The organism is Corallococcus aberystwythensis (genome assembly GCF_003612165.1).
Classification (GTDB): domain Bacteria; phylum Myxococcota; class Myxococcia; order Myxococcales; family Myxococcaceae; genus Corallococcus; species Corallococcus aberystwythensis.
This window is the reverse complement of record NZ_RAWK01000045.1, coordinates 1-16,507: the sequence shown is the minus strand read 5'-3', so window position 1 is coordinate 16,507 and position 16,507 is coordinate 1. Positions and strand designations below refer to the sequence as shown.

General features: G+C 70.0%; 13 protein-coding genes. 8 read left to right on the top strand and 5 right to left on the bottom strand.

What is annotated here, in order from left to right; translation table 11 throughout:
* Positions 1–176: 176 nt before the first annotated feature.
* On the top strand, positions 177–929 hold the full coding sequence (locus D7W81_RS09715; RefSeq protein WP_244227100.1) for an SDR family NAD(P)-dependent oxidoreductase: 753 nt from the start codon (positions 177–179) through the stop codon (positions 927–929).
* 65 nt (positions 930–994) lie between these two features.
* Positions 995–1,873: an aldo/keto reductase gene (locus D7W81_RS09710; RefSeq protein WP_120555059.1), complete on the top strand. Its 879-nt coding sequence runs from the start codon at positions 995–997 to the stop codon at positions 1,871–1,873.
* Between the two features lie 10 nt (positions 1,874–1,883).
* Here the strand turns inward: D7W81_RS09710 and D7W81_RS09705 are convergent, their stop codons facing one another.
* Positions 1,884–2,480 carry a TetR/AcrR family transcriptional regulator gene (locus tag D7W81_RS09705; protein WP_158621512.1) on the bottom strand — a complete coding sequence of 199 codons (597 nt, stop codon included), beginning with the start codon at positions 2,478–2,480 and terminating at the stop codon, positions 1,884–1,886.
* 108 nt (positions 2,481–2,588) lie between these two features.
* Between D7W81_RS09705 and D7W81_RS09700 the strand changes: the two genes are divergently transcribed.
* Together D7W81_RS09700 and D7W81_RS09695 are read left to right on the top strand one after the other, a co-directional pair.
* A complete protein-coding gene (locus D7W81_RS09700) occupies positions 2,589–4,154 on the top strand; it encodes an FAD-dependent oxidoreductase (protein WP_120555057.1) in 1,566 nt (521 codons plus the stop codon).
* Between the two features lie 79 nt (positions 4,155–4,233).
* A complete protein-coding gene (locus D7W81_RS09695; RefSeq protein ID WP_158621510.1) occupies positions 4,234–5,607 on the top strand; it encodes a spondin domain-containing protein in 1,374 nt (457 codons plus the stop codon).
* Here the strand turns inward: D7W81_RS09695 and D7W81_RS09690 are convergent.
* Both D7W81_RS09690 and D7W81_RS09685 read right to left on the bottom strand, forming a co-directional pair.
* Positions 5,591–7,021, bottom strand: a complete 1,431-nt coding sequence (locus D7W81_RS09690) for a TerB family tellurite resistance protein (protein WP_244227098.1) — start codon at positions 7,019–7,021, stop codon at positions 5,591–5,593. The genes D7W81_RS09695 and D7W81_RS09690 overlap by 17 nt on opposite strands.
* 200 nt (positions 7,022–7,221) lie before the next feature.
* Positions 7,222–8,085 carry a metal-dependent hydrolase gene (locus D7W81_RS09685; protein WP_120555055.1) on the bottom strand — a complete coding sequence of 288 codons (864 nt, stop codon included), beginning with the start codon at positions 8,083–8,085 and terminating at the stop codon, positions 7,222–7,224.
* A gap of 210 nt (positions 8,086–8,295) precedes the next feature.
* On the opposite strand from D7W81_RS09685, the gene D7W81_RS09680 reads away from it, so the two are divergent.
* Genes D7W81_RS09680 through D7W81_RS09665 form a run of 4 tightly spaced genes read left to right on the top strand, consistent with a single transcriptional unit; the run spans position 8,296 to position 12,112 of the window.
* Positions 8,296–10,146, top strand: a complete 1,851-nt coding sequence (locus D7W81_RS09680) for an HSP90 family protein (RefSeq protein ID WP_120555054.1) — start codon at positions 8,296–8,298, stop codon at positions 10,144–10,146.
* Positions 10,143–11,255: a hypothetical protein gene (locus D7W81_RS09675; RefSeq protein WP_120555053.1), complete on the top strand. Its 1,113-nt coding sequence runs from the start codon at positions 10,143–10,145 to the stop codon at positions 11,253–11,255. The genes D7W81_RS09680 and D7W81_RS09675 overlap by 4 nt, the downstream gene beginning before the upstream one ends.
* Positions 11,256–11,270: 15 nt before the next feature.
* The gene (locus D7W81_RS44375) at positions 11,271–11,645 is read left to right on the top strand and encodes a hypothetical protein (RefSeq protein ID WP_120555052.1); all 375 of its coding nucleotides are present in this window, start codon (positions 11,271–11,273) and stop codon (positions 11,643–11,645) included.
* Positions 11,642–12,112: a DUF6714 family protein gene (locus D7W81_RS09665; protein ID WP_147445411.1), complete on the top strand. Its 471-nt coding sequence runs from the start codon at positions 11,642–11,644 to the stop codon at positions 12,110–12,112. The genes D7W81_RS44375 and D7W81_RS09665 overlap by 4 nt, the downstream gene beginning before the upstream one ends.
* A gap of 9 nt (positions 12,113–12,121) precedes the next feature.
* Here the strand turns inward: D7W81_RS09665 and D7W81_RS09660 are convergent, their stop codons facing one another.
* Complete coding sequence (locus tag D7W81_RS09660) at positions 12,122–14,431, bottom strand: Tex family protein (RefSeq protein WP_120555050.1); 2,310 nt, start codon at positions 14,429–14,431, stop codon at positions 12,122–12,124.
* 53 nt (positions 14,432–14,484) lie between these two features.
* A complete protein-coding gene (locus D7W81_RS09655) occupies positions 14,485–16,500 on the bottom strand; it encodes a glycosyl hydrolase family 28-related protein (RefSeq protein WP_244227102.1) in 2,016 nt (671 codons plus the stop codon).
* Positions 16,501–16,507 lie beyond the last annotated feature (7 nt).

Here is a 16,507-nt window from a genome sequence, read left to right as displayed (position 1 = left end):
ATCCTTCTTGCACGGCTGCCCGTCCCCCGTTACCCAGCGGCCGAGGGTACGGCGCGGGCGGCATGCGCTTCGCGGCGGCTGTCTCCATCTCCAGCATTCATTGCGACGGCGACGGGCGCGCACCCTCTTCACCTATCCAGGGAGCAGGCATGGCAGGCAGTCGAGGGACAGCGTTGGTGACGGGTACGTCCGCGGGAATTGGCGCGGTGTACGCCCGGCGGCTGGCGGCGCTTGGGTATGACCTCGTCCTCGTCGCGCGGAGGGAGGAGCGGCTGAAGGCGCTGTCGGCGGAGCTGACGGCGGCGCATGGCATCCGCGCGGAGGTGCTGCGGGCGGACCTCACCGTGCACGCGGACCTCCAGCGGGTGGCCGGGCGCGCGGCGGGCGAGGACGTCACCCTGCTCATCAACAACGCGGGCGTCGGCGGCTATGGCCCCTTCGCGCAGGTGGAGCCCACGGCCCTGGAGGGGCTGGCGAACCTGCACATGATCGCGCCGATGCTGGCCACGCGCGCGGCGCTGCCCGGCATGCTCGCGAGGGGCAAGGGCGCGGTCATCAACGTCGCCTCCCTGCTCGCCTTCTCCGGCGCGATGCCGCCGGGTCCCCTGCCCCACCGGGCCACCTACGCGGGCGCGAAGGCGTTCCTCGTCCACTTCACCCGCACGCTCGCGGGCGAGCTGCGCGGCACGCCCGTGGTGGCACAGGTCGTCTGCCCGGGCATGACCTTCACCGAGTTCAACGGCGGCTATCCCGGCACCATGTCGCCGGAGGACGTCGTCACCGCGTCGCTCGTCGCACTGGAGCGCGGCGAGACGGTCTGCGTCCCCGGGCTGGAAGCAGCGGAAGCCCTCGCGGCCCTGGAGAAGGCCGAGGCCGGGCTGCTGCGGGGAGCCACCCACACCCTGGCCGGACGGTACCGGACGGTCTGATTCGCGGAAACGCATTTGCTGCACATGCATCGATTCAGGCGTTCACCTGCACGGAGGAAGCACTCATGAGCGGAACCTCGACGCGACCCGCGGAGAAGAGCGGCACCTTCAAGCTGGGCGGCGACCTGCCCGTCCACCGGCTGGGCTACGGCGCCATGCAGCTCACCGGCCCCGGCATCTGGGGCCCGCCCAAGGACCGGGCGGAGGCGGTGCGCGTGTTGCGCCGCGCGCTGGAGCTGGGCGTGGACTTCATCGACACGGCGGACTCCTACGGTCCCTACGTCAGCGAGGAGATCATCGCGGAGGCCCTGCACCCGTACGCCAAGGGCGTGGTGGTGGCGACCAAGGCGGGCCTGGTGCGCACGGGGCCCAATGAGTGGCACCCGGTGGGCGCGCCGAAGTACCTCCGCCAGCAGCTGGAGATGTCGCTGCGCCGGCTGAAGCTGGAGCGCATCGACCTGTACCAGCTGCACCGCATCGACCCGAAGGTCCCGGTGGAGGAGTCGCTGGGTGAGCTGAAGGCGCTGCAGAAGGAAGGGAAGATCCGCCACATCGGCCTGTCGGAGGTGTCGGTGGAGGAGATTGAACGGGCGCGCAAGGTGGTGGACATCGTGTCGGTGCAGAACCGCTACAACCTGACCGACCGCGTGCACGAGAAGGTGTTGGACTACTGCGAGAAGGAGAACCTGGGCTTCATCCCCTGGTTCCCGCTGGCGACGGGCGGCCTGGCGAAGCCGGGGAGCACGCTCGACTCCGTGGCGAAGAAGCACGACGCGACGCCCGCGCAGATTGCCCTCTCCTGGCTGCTGGCGCGCTCGCCGGTGATGCTGCCCATCCCGGGCACGTCCTCCGTGAAGCACCTGGAGGAGAACCTCGCGGGCGCGGAGGTGAAGCTCACCAAGGACGAGCTGGGCGCCGTGGACGCGCAGGCATCGGGCCGCTGAAGCCAGACAGTCACTTCCGCTTCACGTAGCGCAGGAGGAGCGTCACCAGCTCCTCCTGGAGCAGCCCCGGGGTCAGGGACTCGGGGCGCTCCACCACCGCGCGGTGGATGACCGCGTGGGACACCGTGTCGATGAGCCACAGCGCCAGCTCCGGGTCCGGCACGTCGGTGCTGAAGCGGCCCAGGGCCTCCACCATGGGCGCGTCCTCCGGGTCCCACTTCCTGGCGGGACGCGCGGGCAATTGCTCCGTCAGCGCGTGGTGCAGCTTTGGATCCACCGCGTGCGCCGCGAAGCCCAGCGCCACCAGCGTCCGGATGAGTTCCTCCAGGGTGTCGAACTTCCGCGTCGTCAGCACCTCCCTGGCGGCGGCGCGCTGCTCCTTCACGTGCCTGCGGTTCACCTCCGCCACCAGCGCCTCCTTGCTGGGGAAGAACTGGTACAGCGAGGCCACGTTGACGCCTGCCCGCTCCGCGATGCGGTTCGTCGTCAGCTTCGCGTAGCCGTCGCGGACCAGAATGTCAGCAGTCGCCTGCACCAGCGCGTCCACCGTCGCGCGCGAGCGCTCCTGCGTGGGCATCTTCCGAGGGGAAAGCTTCGCGCGCGGCATGCCGGGCTCCTGGGGCGGGAACGCAAGCTGACAACATAAGCAGTTCCTTACATTCTTGTCTCCATCGCCGTTGGCCCACGAACGGGCCACCGCGACAGGAGACCTTCCATGTCCCATGCAATCCTGCCGGTGCTCGTCATTGGCGCTGGCCCTACCGGTCTGACGCTCGCGTGTGACCTCGCGCGCCGGGGCATTCGCGTGCGCATCGTGGACGCGGCCCCTCGGCCCTTCGTCGGTTCTCGCGGCAAGGGGCTTCAGCCTCGCACGCTGGAGGTGCTGGACGACCTGGGCGTGCTCGATGCCGTGCTCGCCGCGGGCACCACCTACCCCCGCATGCGCATCCACTGGCGGCGCTTCGTCGTGGGCCGCTGGACCCTGATGGCCCCCCGCGCCGCGACCCCGGACGTGCCCTACCCCAATGGCTGGCTCGTCCCCCAGGACCGCACCGAGGGCATCCTGCGCGACCGGCTGGCGTCGCTGGGCGTCACGGTGGAGTTCGGCGTCGCGCTCACCGGCCTCACCCAGGACGGCACCGGCGTCACCGCCACCCTCTCGCGTAACGGCACGGAGGAGACCGTCCGCGCTCAATATCTGGTCGGCGCGGACGGCGGACACAGCCGCGTGCGCAAGGAACTGGGTCTGGCCCTCCATGGCGTCACCCATGAAGAGGAGCGCATGGTCGTGGGCGACGTGCGCGTAGAGGGCCTGTCACACACGCACTGGCACGTGTGGCCCTTCGCGAAGCGCGGCATGGTGGCGCTGTGCCCGCTTCCCGGCGCGGACCGCTTCCAGTTCGTCCTCCAGGTGAAGCCCGGCGACACCGTGCCGGAGCTCACCGAGGCCGCGCTCCATCAGCGCTTCCAGGAAACCGCGCGCCCCGGCTCCAGGCTGCGCCTGCACGACGCGAGCTGGCTGTCCGTGTATCGCCCCAACGTGCGCATGGTGGACCGCTACCGCGTGGGCCGCGTCTTCATCGCGGGCGACGCCGCGCACGTGCACCCGCCCACCGGTGGCCAGGGCCTCAACACCGGCGTGCAGGACGCCTACAACCTGGGCTGGAAGCTGGGCCACGTGATCCAGGGCGCGGACCCGGCCCTGCTCGACACCTATGAGGCGGAGCGGATGCCCGTCGCCGCGCGGGTGCTCGGGCTGTCCTCGAAGCTGTATGACGGCATGAAGCAGGGGCGCATGAAGGCCATGCGCCGGGGCGACGAAGAGCGGCAGCTGGGCTTGAGCTATCGCGGCGGTCCGCTTGCTCCCGAGTCATCCGGCGACACGGCCCGCGTGCACGCCGGAGACCGGGCTCCGGATGCACCGTGCGTGGATGCGCACGGCAAGCCGTTCCGCCTGTTCGACGCATGCCGGGGGCCTCACTGGACGCTGCTCGCCTTCGGTCCGGGCCCTTTGGACCTGCACACACGCTTCGGCGACGCCGTGCGCGTCGTCCGCGTCCTCCCGAAAGGGACATCCCCTGAAGCCAATGCCCTGCTCGACGCGGATGGCCACGCACACCGGGCCTACGACGTGGCCACGGGCACGGGAGCGCTCATCCTGGTGCGCCCGGATGGCTACGTGGGACACACGTCCCGGCCCGGCGACCTCGCGGTGCTGGAGCACTTCCTGACGCGGCTCCTGCCCTCCTCGCGGGCAATCCCATCCAGGCACCTGGCGTAACCACCGCCATCCCCCCTGCGTAATGGGAGCAACGCTGCCGGGCTTCGCATTTCCGCGAGGCCCATGGAGACTGCCACCCATGTCCATCCGCTCCTTCCGTGGAAGCGCCGCCTGTGCCGCGCTCGGTCTGCTCACGCTGTCCGCCTGCGGCTCCGGCGACGACACCGACCCGTCCTCGCGGCGCTTCCGCGTGCGCATCGAGAACGTGGCGCCCTTCCAGCAGCTCAAGTCCGGCCGCTTCGACACGAAGCTGAGCGGCACGTCTCCGGGCCCGCTGGCCCCGGGCGACACCTACGAGTTCAGCTTCACCGCCGGCCTCAACCACCGGCTCTCCTTCGCCACCATGTTCGGTGCGTCCAACGACTGGTTCTTCGGCACGGAGCCCCAGGGCATCCCGCTCTACTCCGCCGACGGACAGCCCCTGACCGGGAACATCACGTCGCGGGTCATCCTCTGGGACGCGGGCACGGAGGTGGACGAGGAGCCCGCGGTGGGCGCGCACACCGGCCCGAAGCAGGGCACGTCCACGGACGGCCCGGGCATCAAGGACTTCAACCCCAAGGTGCATCGCGTGGGCACGCGGCCCGTGCTCAGCAGTGGCGTGCCATTCGCCCTGCCGGACCTCACGACGATGATCCGCGTGCAACTGGCCCACGACGCGGCCACGCGCCGCTTCAGCGTGCGCATCGAGAACGTCTCCGACGACCGCAACACCCTGAGCACCTCCGAGGGCATCAAGCCCGTGCGCATCTCGCCGGGCGTGTGGACGGTGACGGCGGGCAGCGAGCCCCTCTTCACGGAAGGAGCGCCGGACCGGGGCCAGGGGCTGGAGGCGCTCGCGGAAGGCGGCGACGCCACCCCGCTTCACACCTGGCTCACGCCGCTCAACGGCGTGGCCACGCCCCTGTCACCGGGCGTCTTCGCCGTGCACAACGCCGCCGCGCCGCTGTTCATGGAAGGAGCACCGGACCGGGGCCAGGGGCTGGAGGCGCTCGCGGAGACCGGTGATGCCATGAAGCTGGCCAGCGCCTTCGCCACCACGCCGCCCGCGGGCGTGAGCACGTCCGGCACCTTCAACACCCCCGTGGATGCGTCCTCCCCCGGCCCGCTCCTGCCGGGCCACGCCTACGAGTTCACCGTGACCGCCCGCCCCGCGGAGCGGCTGTCCTTCGCGACGATGTTCGGCCAGTCCAACGACTGGTTCTTCGGCACCGACGAGCAGGGCATCGCGCTGTTCGACAAGAACAACACGCCGCTGACGGGCGACATCACGGCCAAGGTGTACCTGTGGGACGTGGGCACGGAGCTGGACGAGGAGCCCGGCGTGGGCCCGCACCAGGGCGCCCCCGAGTGGACGCTGGACACCGACAAGACCGTGCGCCGCGTGCCGCCGTCCCGCTACGGCACGCCGCTGTCCCAGCACCTGCGCGTCACCGTCACCGAGGCGAACTAGACACGCCGGGCGCGGGGAGCGGCCACTCCTCCACCTCGTACCCGGTGGCGTCCTCGTCCGGGTCCACCGCGGGCCCGTCCTGGAAGGCGCTGGGCAGCAGGCTGAAGGGCAACACCTTCGCCAGCGCCGCCAGGAGCAGGATGCCGCCCGGCGCGGCGAAGATGGCCAGCGCGGGGATGGCCTTCGCCACGTCGATGAGCTGGGCGCGCATGCGCTGGCGCTCGTCGGCGGTGAGCGTCTGACGCCGCGCCGCCTTGGTGAGCAGCACCGCCAGGTCGCCCGTCTCGCGCGCCTCCTGCATGAGCCGGTGGAAGTTCTTCTCCAGCGTCTCCTGCATGCCGCCCATGAGTTCCTCGCCCATGGCGCCCGCCGCGTCCGACACGGTGAAGACATCCACCAGCGAGCGGTGCCGCGCGTAGAACTCCGCCATCTCCAATTCCAGACGGCGCAGCTCCGCCTGGGGCACGTGCAGCGCGCCCGCCAGCGTTTCGATGAAGGCCCGCTCCCGCCGCGTGCGCCGGCCATCCACCAGCGCCGCCAGCAGCGTCTGCTCCAGCAGCAGGTGGCGCATGTCCACGCTGCGCACGCGGCGCACCACGTCCCGCACGTCGCGCTTGCGCTCGAAGGACTGGCGCACCGCGGCCTTCACCTCGCCCTCCAGCGCGTGCGGCAGCTTCAGCCCCTCCACCTGCCGGAGGATGGCGCGGCGCGCGGGCTGGCTGGGTTCGCGGTCCACGCACGCGAGCGCGGTGAGCACGTCCACCAGGAGCGCCTTCTGCCGCGCCGCGAAGTCCCGCCGCCGCTCCGCCGTCGCGCGCGACAGCCGCCCGCTCGAGAACAAATCAATGGCCTGCCGGCAGAACAGCTGCGCGTCCGCGTACTGCGCGCCGTTGTGCAGCACCAGCCCGTACACCGGATCCCCGGCCAGCGACGGCGCCCGCTTGTCGAGCGCGTCCTCCACCCGGCCCACCATCCGCCGGGGCACCGGCAGCCCGGCCTGAAGCCGCGCGTCCAGCGCCACCGCCAGGTCCAGCTCGCCCGCCAGCACCGCGAAGAGCACCAGCAGCTGCTCCACCCGGGGGCCCTCCGGCGCGTCCATCACCCGCGCCAGGTCCAGCGCCATGCGCGCCAGCGTGCGCACCACGGCGTGGAACAACTCGTCCTCCAGGGCGCGCGCCGGGACGTCCGCGGGCTCACCGCCGTCCACCGGCGAGGGCAGCGGCACCGGCGTGCCGTACACGAGCCCCGAGGCCCGCAGCGTGCGGCGCAGGAAGGCGCGGCCCCGGGCGCGGCTGGAGAGGGTTTCGGGAATCGGGGGCGACGGGACGGGCGTGGGGGACTGGGCATGCGCGGAGACCACGTCCGCCAGGAGCGTGGCAAGCCAGGTCCCCCTTCCAAAAACCAGCACCGACACCGGTACACCCCTCGAACGCGCGCGGCCGGACCCCGCCGGAAGCGCACGATGCGGGGAATAACCCAGTCACCTCCGGGATGCCACCCGGCCCCAGGCCAGCAGCGGCGTCCTGCAACGGATGCTGATGGCTGGTGGAAAGAACAGCGCGCCCGTCCACCAGGAGCGGACGGGCGCGCGTCGACGCAACCTGTCAGGACTGCCTACAGCGCGGTGGCCTTGCCGGGCTCCAGGGCGAGCACCTTGGTGGTGGCCCGGGTCTTCTTCAGCTCGGTGGTGAGCGCGTCCGGCGTGCCGGCCAGGGCGGGGAAGGTGCCGTAGTGCATGGGCACCACGGACTTCACCTTCAAGAGCTTCGCGGCGACGGCGGCCTGCGCGGGGTCCATGGTGAAGTGGCCGCCAATGGGGAGCAGCGCCACCGTGGGCTTGAACTGCTCCGCGATGAGGGCCATGGACCCGAAGGCCCCGGTGTCACCCGAGTGGTACAGCGTGGGGCCGTTGGCGATCTGGATGACGAAGCCCAAGGGCGCGCCGGCGTACTGCGACGGGGCCTTCGGGTCCGCCTGGTAGCTGCTGGAGTGCACCGCCTCCACCAGGTGGATGGTGGCGTCCTTCACCGTGAACGTCCCGCCCGCGTTGGCGCCCATGCCCTGCGCCTCCGGCAGGCCCAGGAGGTTCACCAGCTCGAAGGAGCCGTACACCTTGGCGCTCGTCTTCTGGGCCAGGGCCTTCGTCTCGCCCACGTGGTCGAAGTGGCCGTGGGACACGAGGATGGCGTCCACCGCCTCCGGCCAGGTGGCGCCCTGCGGCGCCTTGGGGTTGGTGAGCCACGGGTCGATGGCGATGACCGCGCCGCCCGGCGTCTTCACCACGAAGGCGGCGTGGCCCCACCACGTCACCTCTGTCTTGCCCGAGGTGGCCGCGGCCTTGCCCGCGACGGCTGCCTTGGCCGCTGCCTTGGCCGCTGCCTTGGGGGCCGCCGGCGTCGTCGGAGTGCCCTGCGCGAAGGCCGCGCCCGTGACGCCCAGCACCGCGCCCACCACCACTGCCTTCAGGTTGTTGCCCATCGTTGTCCACTCCAGGAGGAAGGAAAGAGACGACATGCCGCCGTGCCGCCCGGGGGCGCCGCACGGCCGGGGCGCGACATACCACCCCGCCAGGGAGGCGGAAGGGGGCTGGCGCGTCCGCCTGCCACGGGAAGGACACATGCCTTCATCCACCCACGGCGGGGGATTGTGGCCCCGGGGAGGAATCCGCGCGCTACGCTCGATGGCCGCGTGGACCATCGATTCCAAGTCAGCCTCCGTGGGGTCATCGACCTCCTGTCCCACCACCTGTACAGCTCGCCCGGGGTCTACGTGCGGGAGCTGCTCCAGAACGCCACGGATGCCATCCGCGCCCGCCAGCAGTTGGAGCCCCAGGCGACGGGGGCCGTGGGGCTGGAGCTGCGGGAGAAGCAGGACGGCGGGCCGCCCACCCTGCTCTTCACCGATGAAGGCGTGGGGCTGACGGAGGAGGAGATCCACCGCTTCCTGGCCACCATCGGCGAGTCCTCCAAGCGCGAGCAGCTGGAAGCCCGGCGCAATGACTTCATCGGGCAGTTCGGCATCGGCCTGCTGTCGTGCTTCATGGTGTGCGACGAGCTGCTGGTGGTGACGCGCTCGGCGAAGGGGGACGGGCGGACGCTGGAGTGGCGGGGCCGGCACGACGGCACCTACGACGTGCGCGTCTCCGAGCACCCGCTGGACGCCCCCGGCACGCACGTCTACCTGGTGGCCCGTCCGGACATGGTGGAGTGGTTCACGCCGGAGCGCGTGCGCCAGCTGGCGAAGCACTACGGGGGCCTCTTGCCCTTCCCCGTCCGGCTCACGGTGGACGGGAAGACGGAGGCGCTCAACCTGGACGGTCCCCCGTGGCGCCGCTTCTACGAGACGCCAGGGGACCGGAGGCAGGCGCTGCTCGCGTACGGGCGCGAGGTGTTCGGCACGGACTTCCTGGATGTGATTCCGCTGCGCTCGGAGGCGGGGGACGTGGACGGCGTGGCGTACGTGCTGCCGGCGTCGCCGCACTTCAATGCCAAGCAGAAGCACCGCGTGTACTTGAAGCAGATGCTGCTGTCGGAGAGCGCGGAGAACCTGCTGCCGGAGTGGGCCTTCTTCGTGAAGTGCGTGGTGAACGCGAACGGGCTGCGGCCCACCGCGAGCCGCGAGTCCTTCTACGAGGACGCGGTGCTGGCGAAGGCGCGCGAGGCGCTGGGCCAGTCCCTGCGCCAGTACCTGATGGACCTGGCGCACGAGCAGCCTCGGGCGTTGCAGCGGTTGATTGCGTTGCACGGGCTGTCGGTGAAGGGGCTGGCGCTGGACGACGACGACTTCTACCGGCTGGTCATCGACTGGCTGCCTTTCGAGACATCGCTCGGGGTGATGACGCTGGCGGACTACCGGCGGTCGTGGCCGGTGGTGCGCTACACGCCGACACTGGATGCGTTCCGTCAGGTGGCGCGGGTGGCGGCGGCGCAGGGGCTGTGCGTGCTGAACGCGGCGTACACGCATGACACGGCGCTGCTGGAGAAGCTGCCGCACGTGGTGCCGGAGGCGCAGGTGGCGCCGTTCTCCTCGGCGGACCTGCCGCAGAGCTTCGAGGAGCTGACGCTGGACGAGCGCGAGGCCGTCTATCCGCTGCTGCGTCTGGCGGAAGGCGTTCTGGCGCCGTTCCGCTGTGGGGTGGAGGTGAAGAAGTTCTTCCCGGCGGAGGTGCCCACGCTCTACAGCTCGGACGCGGAAGGGGCGTTCCGGCGGGACGCGGAGCGGGCTCGGGAGGAGTCGGACGACCTGTACGCGGGCGTGCTGGACGGCGTGATGGCGGGCGGGGGCGGTCAGGAGCGGGCGCTGCTCTGCCTCAACCTGCACAACCCGGTGGTGCGCAGGCTGGCGGCGGTGGAGAGCCGGGAGCTGCTGAAGCTGTCGGTGGAGATGCTCTACGTGCAGGCGCTGCTGTTGGGGCAGCACCCGCTGAACGCGCAGGAGATGGCGCTGCTCAACCACGGGCTGCTGGGGCTCATCTCGGCGCGGCTGGATGAGGGTGGCGGCGGTGGTTCGTCCGGTCCGGGCTCGCGGGGGATGCACTGATGGGGGACTGGCACCAGCAGGTGGAGGCGTTGCGCGCGCAGGCGGGCGAATTGCCGGAGGGCGACGCGAAGGTGCGTGCGCTGGAGGAGGCGGTGCGGTTGGTGGACGTGCACGGCGACGTGCCGTTGGGGTACGAGCTGCGGGACGCGCTCATCGACGCGGCGACGTTCGGGGGCTATCCGGACAAGGCGCTGGTGGCGTTCGCGTGGTGCCGGGGGCAGCAGAAGAAGGATCCGCAGCGGTTCGACCCGGAGGACATGCTCTGGAAGCAGAAGTGGGTGGTGGGCCGGCTGGACGAGTTCCCGCACATCAGCCGCAAGCAGATCGCCGACGCGCTGGATGACGTGGAGCAGGGCTTCGCGAAGATGGACGCGGGCAAGCGGGCGGCGCTGAAGCTGCGCTACCAGATGGCGCGGGACATGGGGGACACGGCGGAGGCGGAGCGCCTGTGGGAGGCGTGGCTGGTCGCGCCCAGGGACCACCTGACGGACTGCCGCGTGTGCGAGCTGGACGACGAGCTGGACCACCACGTGGACAAGGGTGAGTGGGAGCAGGCCATCCAGAAGGCAAAGCCCATCCTGGACGGGCGCCAATCCTGCGCGGAGATCCCGCACCTGACCTTGGGCACGCTGCTGTATCCGTTCTTCAAGCTGGAGCGGATGAAGGAAGCACGGGACTGCCACATGCGCGGCTACGCGATGGTGGCGAAGAACCGCGAGTTCCTCTCCACGGTGGGAGAGCACCTGGAGTTCCTGGCGCTGACAGGCAACCTGGCGCGCGGATTGACGCTGCTGGAGAAGCACCTGGGCTGGGCGCTGGAGCACGCGAGCTACCGGGACCGGTTCAGCTTCTACACGGCGTCGGCGTTCCTGCTGGGCCAGGTGGTGACGGACGGCCGCGACGAAGTGAGTCTGCGATTGCCCCGAGCATTCCCGATGCACGCGGTGGACGGAGGCTACGGGACGCGAGCACTGAAGGACTGGCTGGAGTCCCAGGCACGAGACATCGCGGGCCGGTTCGACGCGAGGAACGGGACGAAGCGATTCACGGGACTGCTGGCGCGCAATGAGGTGCTGGCGGGGGAAGCGCGGCTGTTCCCGCTGGATTGATCAGGAGGGCGCAGCATGAAGGGCTCAAGCTGGATGCTTGTCGCCATCACGGGGTTCCTACTTCTCGCGTCCCACAGTCGGGCCGAAGAAGCAGCACTGCCTCCTCCAGGAGACTGCACCAAGGACGTCTGGCGTGACCTGAGCAAAGCAGTTGGCACGGCATGCAAGACGCAAAGCATGAGCTGTAACGCAACAATGTCCTGCGTGGATTTGACGGTTCAATGGAATCGTTTTGAGCGCTGCATTCAAGCACGCAGGACCTTGATGAACCGATGCTTTCGCGGCGGCGATGCGGAGCACAAGAGCCTCCTCACCGACTATGAGAGGGGGCAAGCTCGTTGCACGGAATTCATTCGCGTCCAATGCAGCCCCAACGAGCAATGCAAATGAGCGATGACTCTCTCCGGCAGAGCATTGAACAGGCCTTCGCGGATGTTCCCCGCCCCGAAAAGAAACGCGTCGCTTATGCACGCGGTGCATGGGAGACACCCAAACTCGTTCGGGACTTCGGGGGGCGTCACTGGAAGGACGTCCCAATAGAGAAGGTGCGCGACCATGCGGCGCACCTCTCGCTGTTCAGCCTGGAGGCACTTGCCTACTACCTTCCGGCCTATCTCAGCGCTGCGCTCGTGGATCTGGATGTGCGCGACTTTCTCCTGTCCTCATTGACCATTCCTGATGAAACACAGCCAGACTTACGCGCATTCTTCCTTCGCAGATTTGACCGCCTGAGTCCGCTCCAGAAGAACGCAATCCGGATGTTCCTCACCCAAATGAGGGACGCGGTCGCTTCGCCCGTCTCCAAGCAGTTCTGGTCCCAAGCGCTGGAAACGTATTGGGACCCTCCCTCGGAGTGACGTCCGCGATCAGCGCTTCAGCTTCGAGAACGGATTGTTGAACGGCTCCGGCTTCTTCGGCTGGGCCGGAGCCTGATTCGTGGGCTTCTGCGCGGGCCGCTGCTGCTGCACCGGTGCACTGGCGGGCTTCGACGCCTGCGCCGGCCTCCCCGACGGCTGCGGCGTCCCACCCTCCAGCACCGCCCTCACGGACAAAGCCAGACGCTTGCGCGCCAGGTCCACGGTCAGGACCTTCACCGTCAGCCGGTCGCCCACCTTGGCCACCTCTGACGGATCCTTGATGAAGCGCGCCGACAGCTGCGACACATGCACCAAGCCGTCCTGATGCACGCCCACGTCCACGAACGCTCCAAACGCCGTCACGTTCGTCACCACGCCCTGCAACACCATCCCCTCCTTCACGTCCTCCAGCGACCGCAGGTCATCCCGCGTCGCGTGCGCCGTGAAGTCACCGCGCGGGTCTCGGCTCGGCTTCTCCAGCTCCGCCAGGATGTCCTTCAGCGTCAGCTCTCCCAGCTCCGGCCCCAGGTAGCGCTTCGCTTCAATCTTGCGCACCAGCGCCGCGTTCCCCACCAGCGACGCCACGTCCACGCCCAGGTCCTTCGCCATCCGCTCCACGACCGTGTAGCGCTCCGGATGCACCGCGCTCGAATCCAGCGGCTCCGGCCCGCGCACGCGCAGGAAGCCCGCTGCCTGTTCGAACGTCTTCGGCCCCAGACCGCTCACCTTCAGCAGCTCCCGCCGCGTCGTGAAGCGCCCCTTCGCCGCCCGGTGCGCCACCAGTTTCTTCGCCAGCGACGGCCCCACGCCGGACACGTGCTCCAACAGCTGCGGTGACGCCGTGTTCACGTCCACGCCCACCGCGTTCACGCACGAGTCCACCACCTCGCCCAGCTTCTTCTTCAACAGCCCCTGGTCCACGTCGTGCTGGTACTGCCCCACCCCGATGCTCTTCGGGTCGATCTTCACCAGCTCCGCCAGCGGGTCCTGCAAGCGCCGCCCAATCGACACCGCTCCGCGCAGCGACACGTCCAGCTCCGGGAACTCCTCTCGCGCCACCTCCGACGCGGAGTAGATGGACGCGCCCTGCTCGCTCACCGACACCACGGGCACCTGCACGCCCATCGCCTTCAGCGTGTCCCTCGTGAAGATCTCCGCCTCGCGGCTGCCCGTGCCGTTGCCCACGGCGATCAGCTCCGGATTGTGCTTGCGCACCACCGCCTCCAGCAGCTTCGCCGCGCGCGCCCGCTCGTCCGCGCTCCGCTCCGAATAGAGCGTCGTCGTCTCCACCACCGTCCCCGTCGCATCCAGCATCACCAGCTTGATGCCCGTGCGCAGCCCCGGGTCCAACGCCAGCACCGCCCGAGCCCCCGCCGGCGCCGTCAACAGCAGGTGCCGCAGGTTCTCCCCAAACACCCCGATGGCGCCCTTGTCCGCGCGCTCCTTCAGCTCCGTGCGCAACTCCGACTCCAGCGACGGCCCCATCAGCCGGTCCCACCCGTCCTCCACCGCCGCGCGCAACTCCCCCGCGAACAGCGACTGCGGCCGCGTCACCACGCGCCCGGTGAAGAGCCCCTTCACCTCGTCGTCCGGCAGGCCCAGCTTCACCTTCAGCACGCCCTCCTCTTCCCCGCGCAACAGCGCCAGCACGCGGTGGGACGGGGCCTGGGACAGCGGCTCCTCGTGGCCGTAGTAGTTCTCGAACTTGGTCGTCTCGCCCTTCTTCGCGGGCACCACGTCCGAGCGCAGCGTGCCCCGCTTCGTGCACAGGTCGCGGGCCTCGCGGCGCAGCTTCGCGTCCTCCGCCACCCGCTCCGCGCAGATGTCGCGCGCGCCCGCCAGCGCCTGGGCCACGTCCGCTACGCCCTTGTCCGCGCTCACGTAGGGCTTCACGCGCGCGTCCAGGTTCTCCCCGCGCTGGCCCTCCTGCTTCCACACCAGGTCCGCCAGCGGCTCCAGCCCCTTCTCCCGGGCGATGGCCGCGCGCGTGCGGCGCTTGGGCTTGTACGGCAGGTACAGGTCCTCCAGCTCCGCGCGGGTGCGCGACGCCTCGAGCGCCTTCTTCAGCTCCGGCGTCAGCTTCCCCTGCTCCTCGATGCTGCGCAGGATGGTGTCGCGCCGCGCGTCCAGCTCTCCGCGCTCCGTGGACCTGTCCAGGATGGCCTGGATCTGCACTTCATCCAGGCCCCCGGTGGCCTCCTTGCGGTAGCGCGCGATGAAGGGGACCGTGCCTCCCTCTTCGTGCAGTGCGAGGGTCCGGTCCACCTGCTCCGGCTTGATGCCCAGCTCCTGGGCCAACGCGACGGCATAGACGTGCATGGCGCCCGTCTATACCCCGGTCCGCTCGCGCCTCCCAGAGACGGGACGCTCGCCTACTGGCGCACCAGCCGGATGGCGTCCAACGCGACGTTGTAGCCCGTGCTCGCCGCGTTCTTCCCAACAGTCGTGAACGTGAACGCCTTCGGCTCCAGGTCCGTGAACGTCACCGTCCCCAGCTCCGCCTCCGCGAACTGTGTGGTGGCGGAATACTCGTCCCGCGTCCCGCCCACCACCACCCCGTTCACGTCCAGCCGGTACTGCCCGCGCCCGGTGTTGCGCTTGGTCCGCACCTGCACCGCGAACGTGCCCACCGTGCGCGGATAGAGCGTGTACGTCACCTTCGCCCCCACCGCGCCCGTGTTGTGGTAGCGGATGCCGCCCAGCTCGGGCCCGGACTCCACGCCGGTGGACGACGGGTCCGGGGTGCTCGTCGGCTTCAGGTTCTCCGCCTGGTACACCAGCGCCCTCGCGTCGTGCTCCACCGCGCGCCCCAGCCGCTTCTGCGTCTGGTCCACGTAGAGCGACTGCGGCACCAGTTCGTTCCCGGACGTGGACACCTCCGCGAAGTCCGCCGGGGCCGTCTTCGTGGTCACCGCCACGTCCACGCCCGTCGCGCTGCCGCGCATCCCAATCACATACCCCTGCCCGTACTGCTGCGAGCGCACCACGCTGGAGCCTCCATACGCCGGCGCCTTCGCCCCGTTGGTGTTCCAGAACACGCTCTCCGTCGTCGTCACGCCGTGGCTCGTCGTCCCGTAGGGCGAGCGGTCCGCGGCCTCGAAGCGCTCCTGGTACAGCGTGGTGTTGTCCACCAGGTTCGCCGCGCTCAGGTGCATGTGGAAGTCAGAGACCTTCTCCCCGTTGGAGACGCGGTTGTTGAACAGCACGTTGCCGGTGGTGTGCATGGAGCGGAAGTCGAAGTTGTGCCGCCCGCCGTACGCCACGCTGTCCTTGAACAGGCTGTCGCTGCCGCGAATCGAATACAGGTAGCCGTTTCCGCCCCCGCCCTTGTACTGGGGCTTGTTGATTTCACACGCCTCCACCGTGATGTTGCGCGCGTAGTTCAGGTCGATGCCGTTGGACAGCACGTGCACGTCCTGCGTGTTGGACGGCGGCCGGTAGGAATTGACGCCGCGCACCCACCCGTCCACCACGTGGTTCATCAAGAGCACCGTGGACTCGTGCACCTGGTACGCGCCCGTGCCCTGCACCGTGTAGTCCTCTTCCGCCAGGCCCGGCGTGGGGTTCTCCCGCATGCCGATGGCCAGGTGCTCCACGCCCACCTCCGACAGGTGCGCGGGCACGCGGTACACCCGCGCGTTGTCGCGCATCAGCAGCCCCTGGCGCAGCGGGATGTCCAGCGTCAGCATCCGCGTGGCCGCGTCCACCGCCACCACCTGCCGGTAGAACGACGGCCCGGGCAGCGACGTCCACGTCGTGCCCATGTTGAGCTCCCCGCTGCGCGCCGCCGTCAGGTCCGCCCGCACCACCACCCACGTGCCCACGGTGTAGCCGGACACGCTCGCCAGCTGGATGCGCGCCGCCTGGTTGGGCGCGTCCTGCGTCAGCGCCGTCGCCGCGGTCGAAGCGGACGTCCAGGACACCGTCGTGTCACGCGGGCTCACCTGCACCACGCGCTTGCTGCGCATGTCCGTCGCGGAGTTGTAGAGGAACGTGGCCGTCGCGCCCTGCCCTCGCAGCACCACGTTGCTGTGATGGATGAGCAGCGCGTACGGCTTGCCCGCGGGCGGCGCCACCCGGTACGTGCCCCGGGGCAGGTACACCACCCCGCCGCCCGCCACCGCCCCCGCGTCGTCGAGCGCCTGCTGCAACACCGCCGTCACGTCCGACGCGCCCGTGTTGTCCGCGAAGTACGGCGCCTGCGTCACGTCCAGCACCCGGTCCATCCGCACCGGCGGCTCCGCCTGCCGCATCCGGTAGCCCGCGTAGGAGAAGTCATGCAGGAACCGCGACGGAGTGCCCGGCTGCGAGTAGCCCGGCGTCCACGTCGACGGGTACAGCACGCTCCGCCAGGGCGCCGCGTCCGCCACCCCCACGGCCATGATCAGCCCCTGT

What these genes read in the sequence shown, in the direction of transcription:
- D7W81_RS09710 (WP_120555059.1), top strand. Translation starts at nt 995, where the DNA reads ATGAGCGGAACCTCGACGCGACCCGCGGAGAAGAGCGGCACCTTCAAG.
- D7W81_RS09705 (WP_158621512.1), bottom strand. Translation starts at nt 2,480, where the DNA reads ATGCCGCGCGCGAAGCTTTCCCCTCGGAAGATGCCCACGCAGGAGCGC.
- D7W81_RS09700 (WP_120555057.1), top strand. Translation starts at nt 2,589, where the DNA reads ATGTCCCATGCAATCCTGCCGGTGCTCGTCATTGGCGCTGGCCCTACC.
- D7W81_RS09695 (WP_158621510.1), top strand. Translation starts at nt 4,234, where the DNA reads ATGTCCATCCGCTCCTTCCGTGGAAGCGCCGCCTGTGCCGCGCTCGGT.
- D7W81_RS09685 (WP_120555055.1), bottom strand. Translation starts at nt 8,085, where the DNA reads ATGGGCAACAACCTGAAGGCAGTGGTGGTGGGCGCGGTGCTGGGCGTC.
- D7W81_RS44375 (WP_120555052.1), top strand. Translation starts at nt 11,271, where the DNA reads ATGAAGGGCTCAAGCTGGATGCTTGTCGCCATCACGGGGTTCCTACTT.
- D7W81_RS09665 (WP_147445411.1), top strand. Translation starts at nt 11,642, where the DNA reads ATGAGCGATGACTCTCTCCGGCAGAGCATTGAACAGGCCTTCGCGGAT.
- D7W81_RS09660 (WP_120555050.1), bottom strand. Translation starts at nt 14,431, where the DNA reads ATGCACGTCTATGCCGTCGCGTTGGCCCAGGAGCTGGGCATCAAGCCG.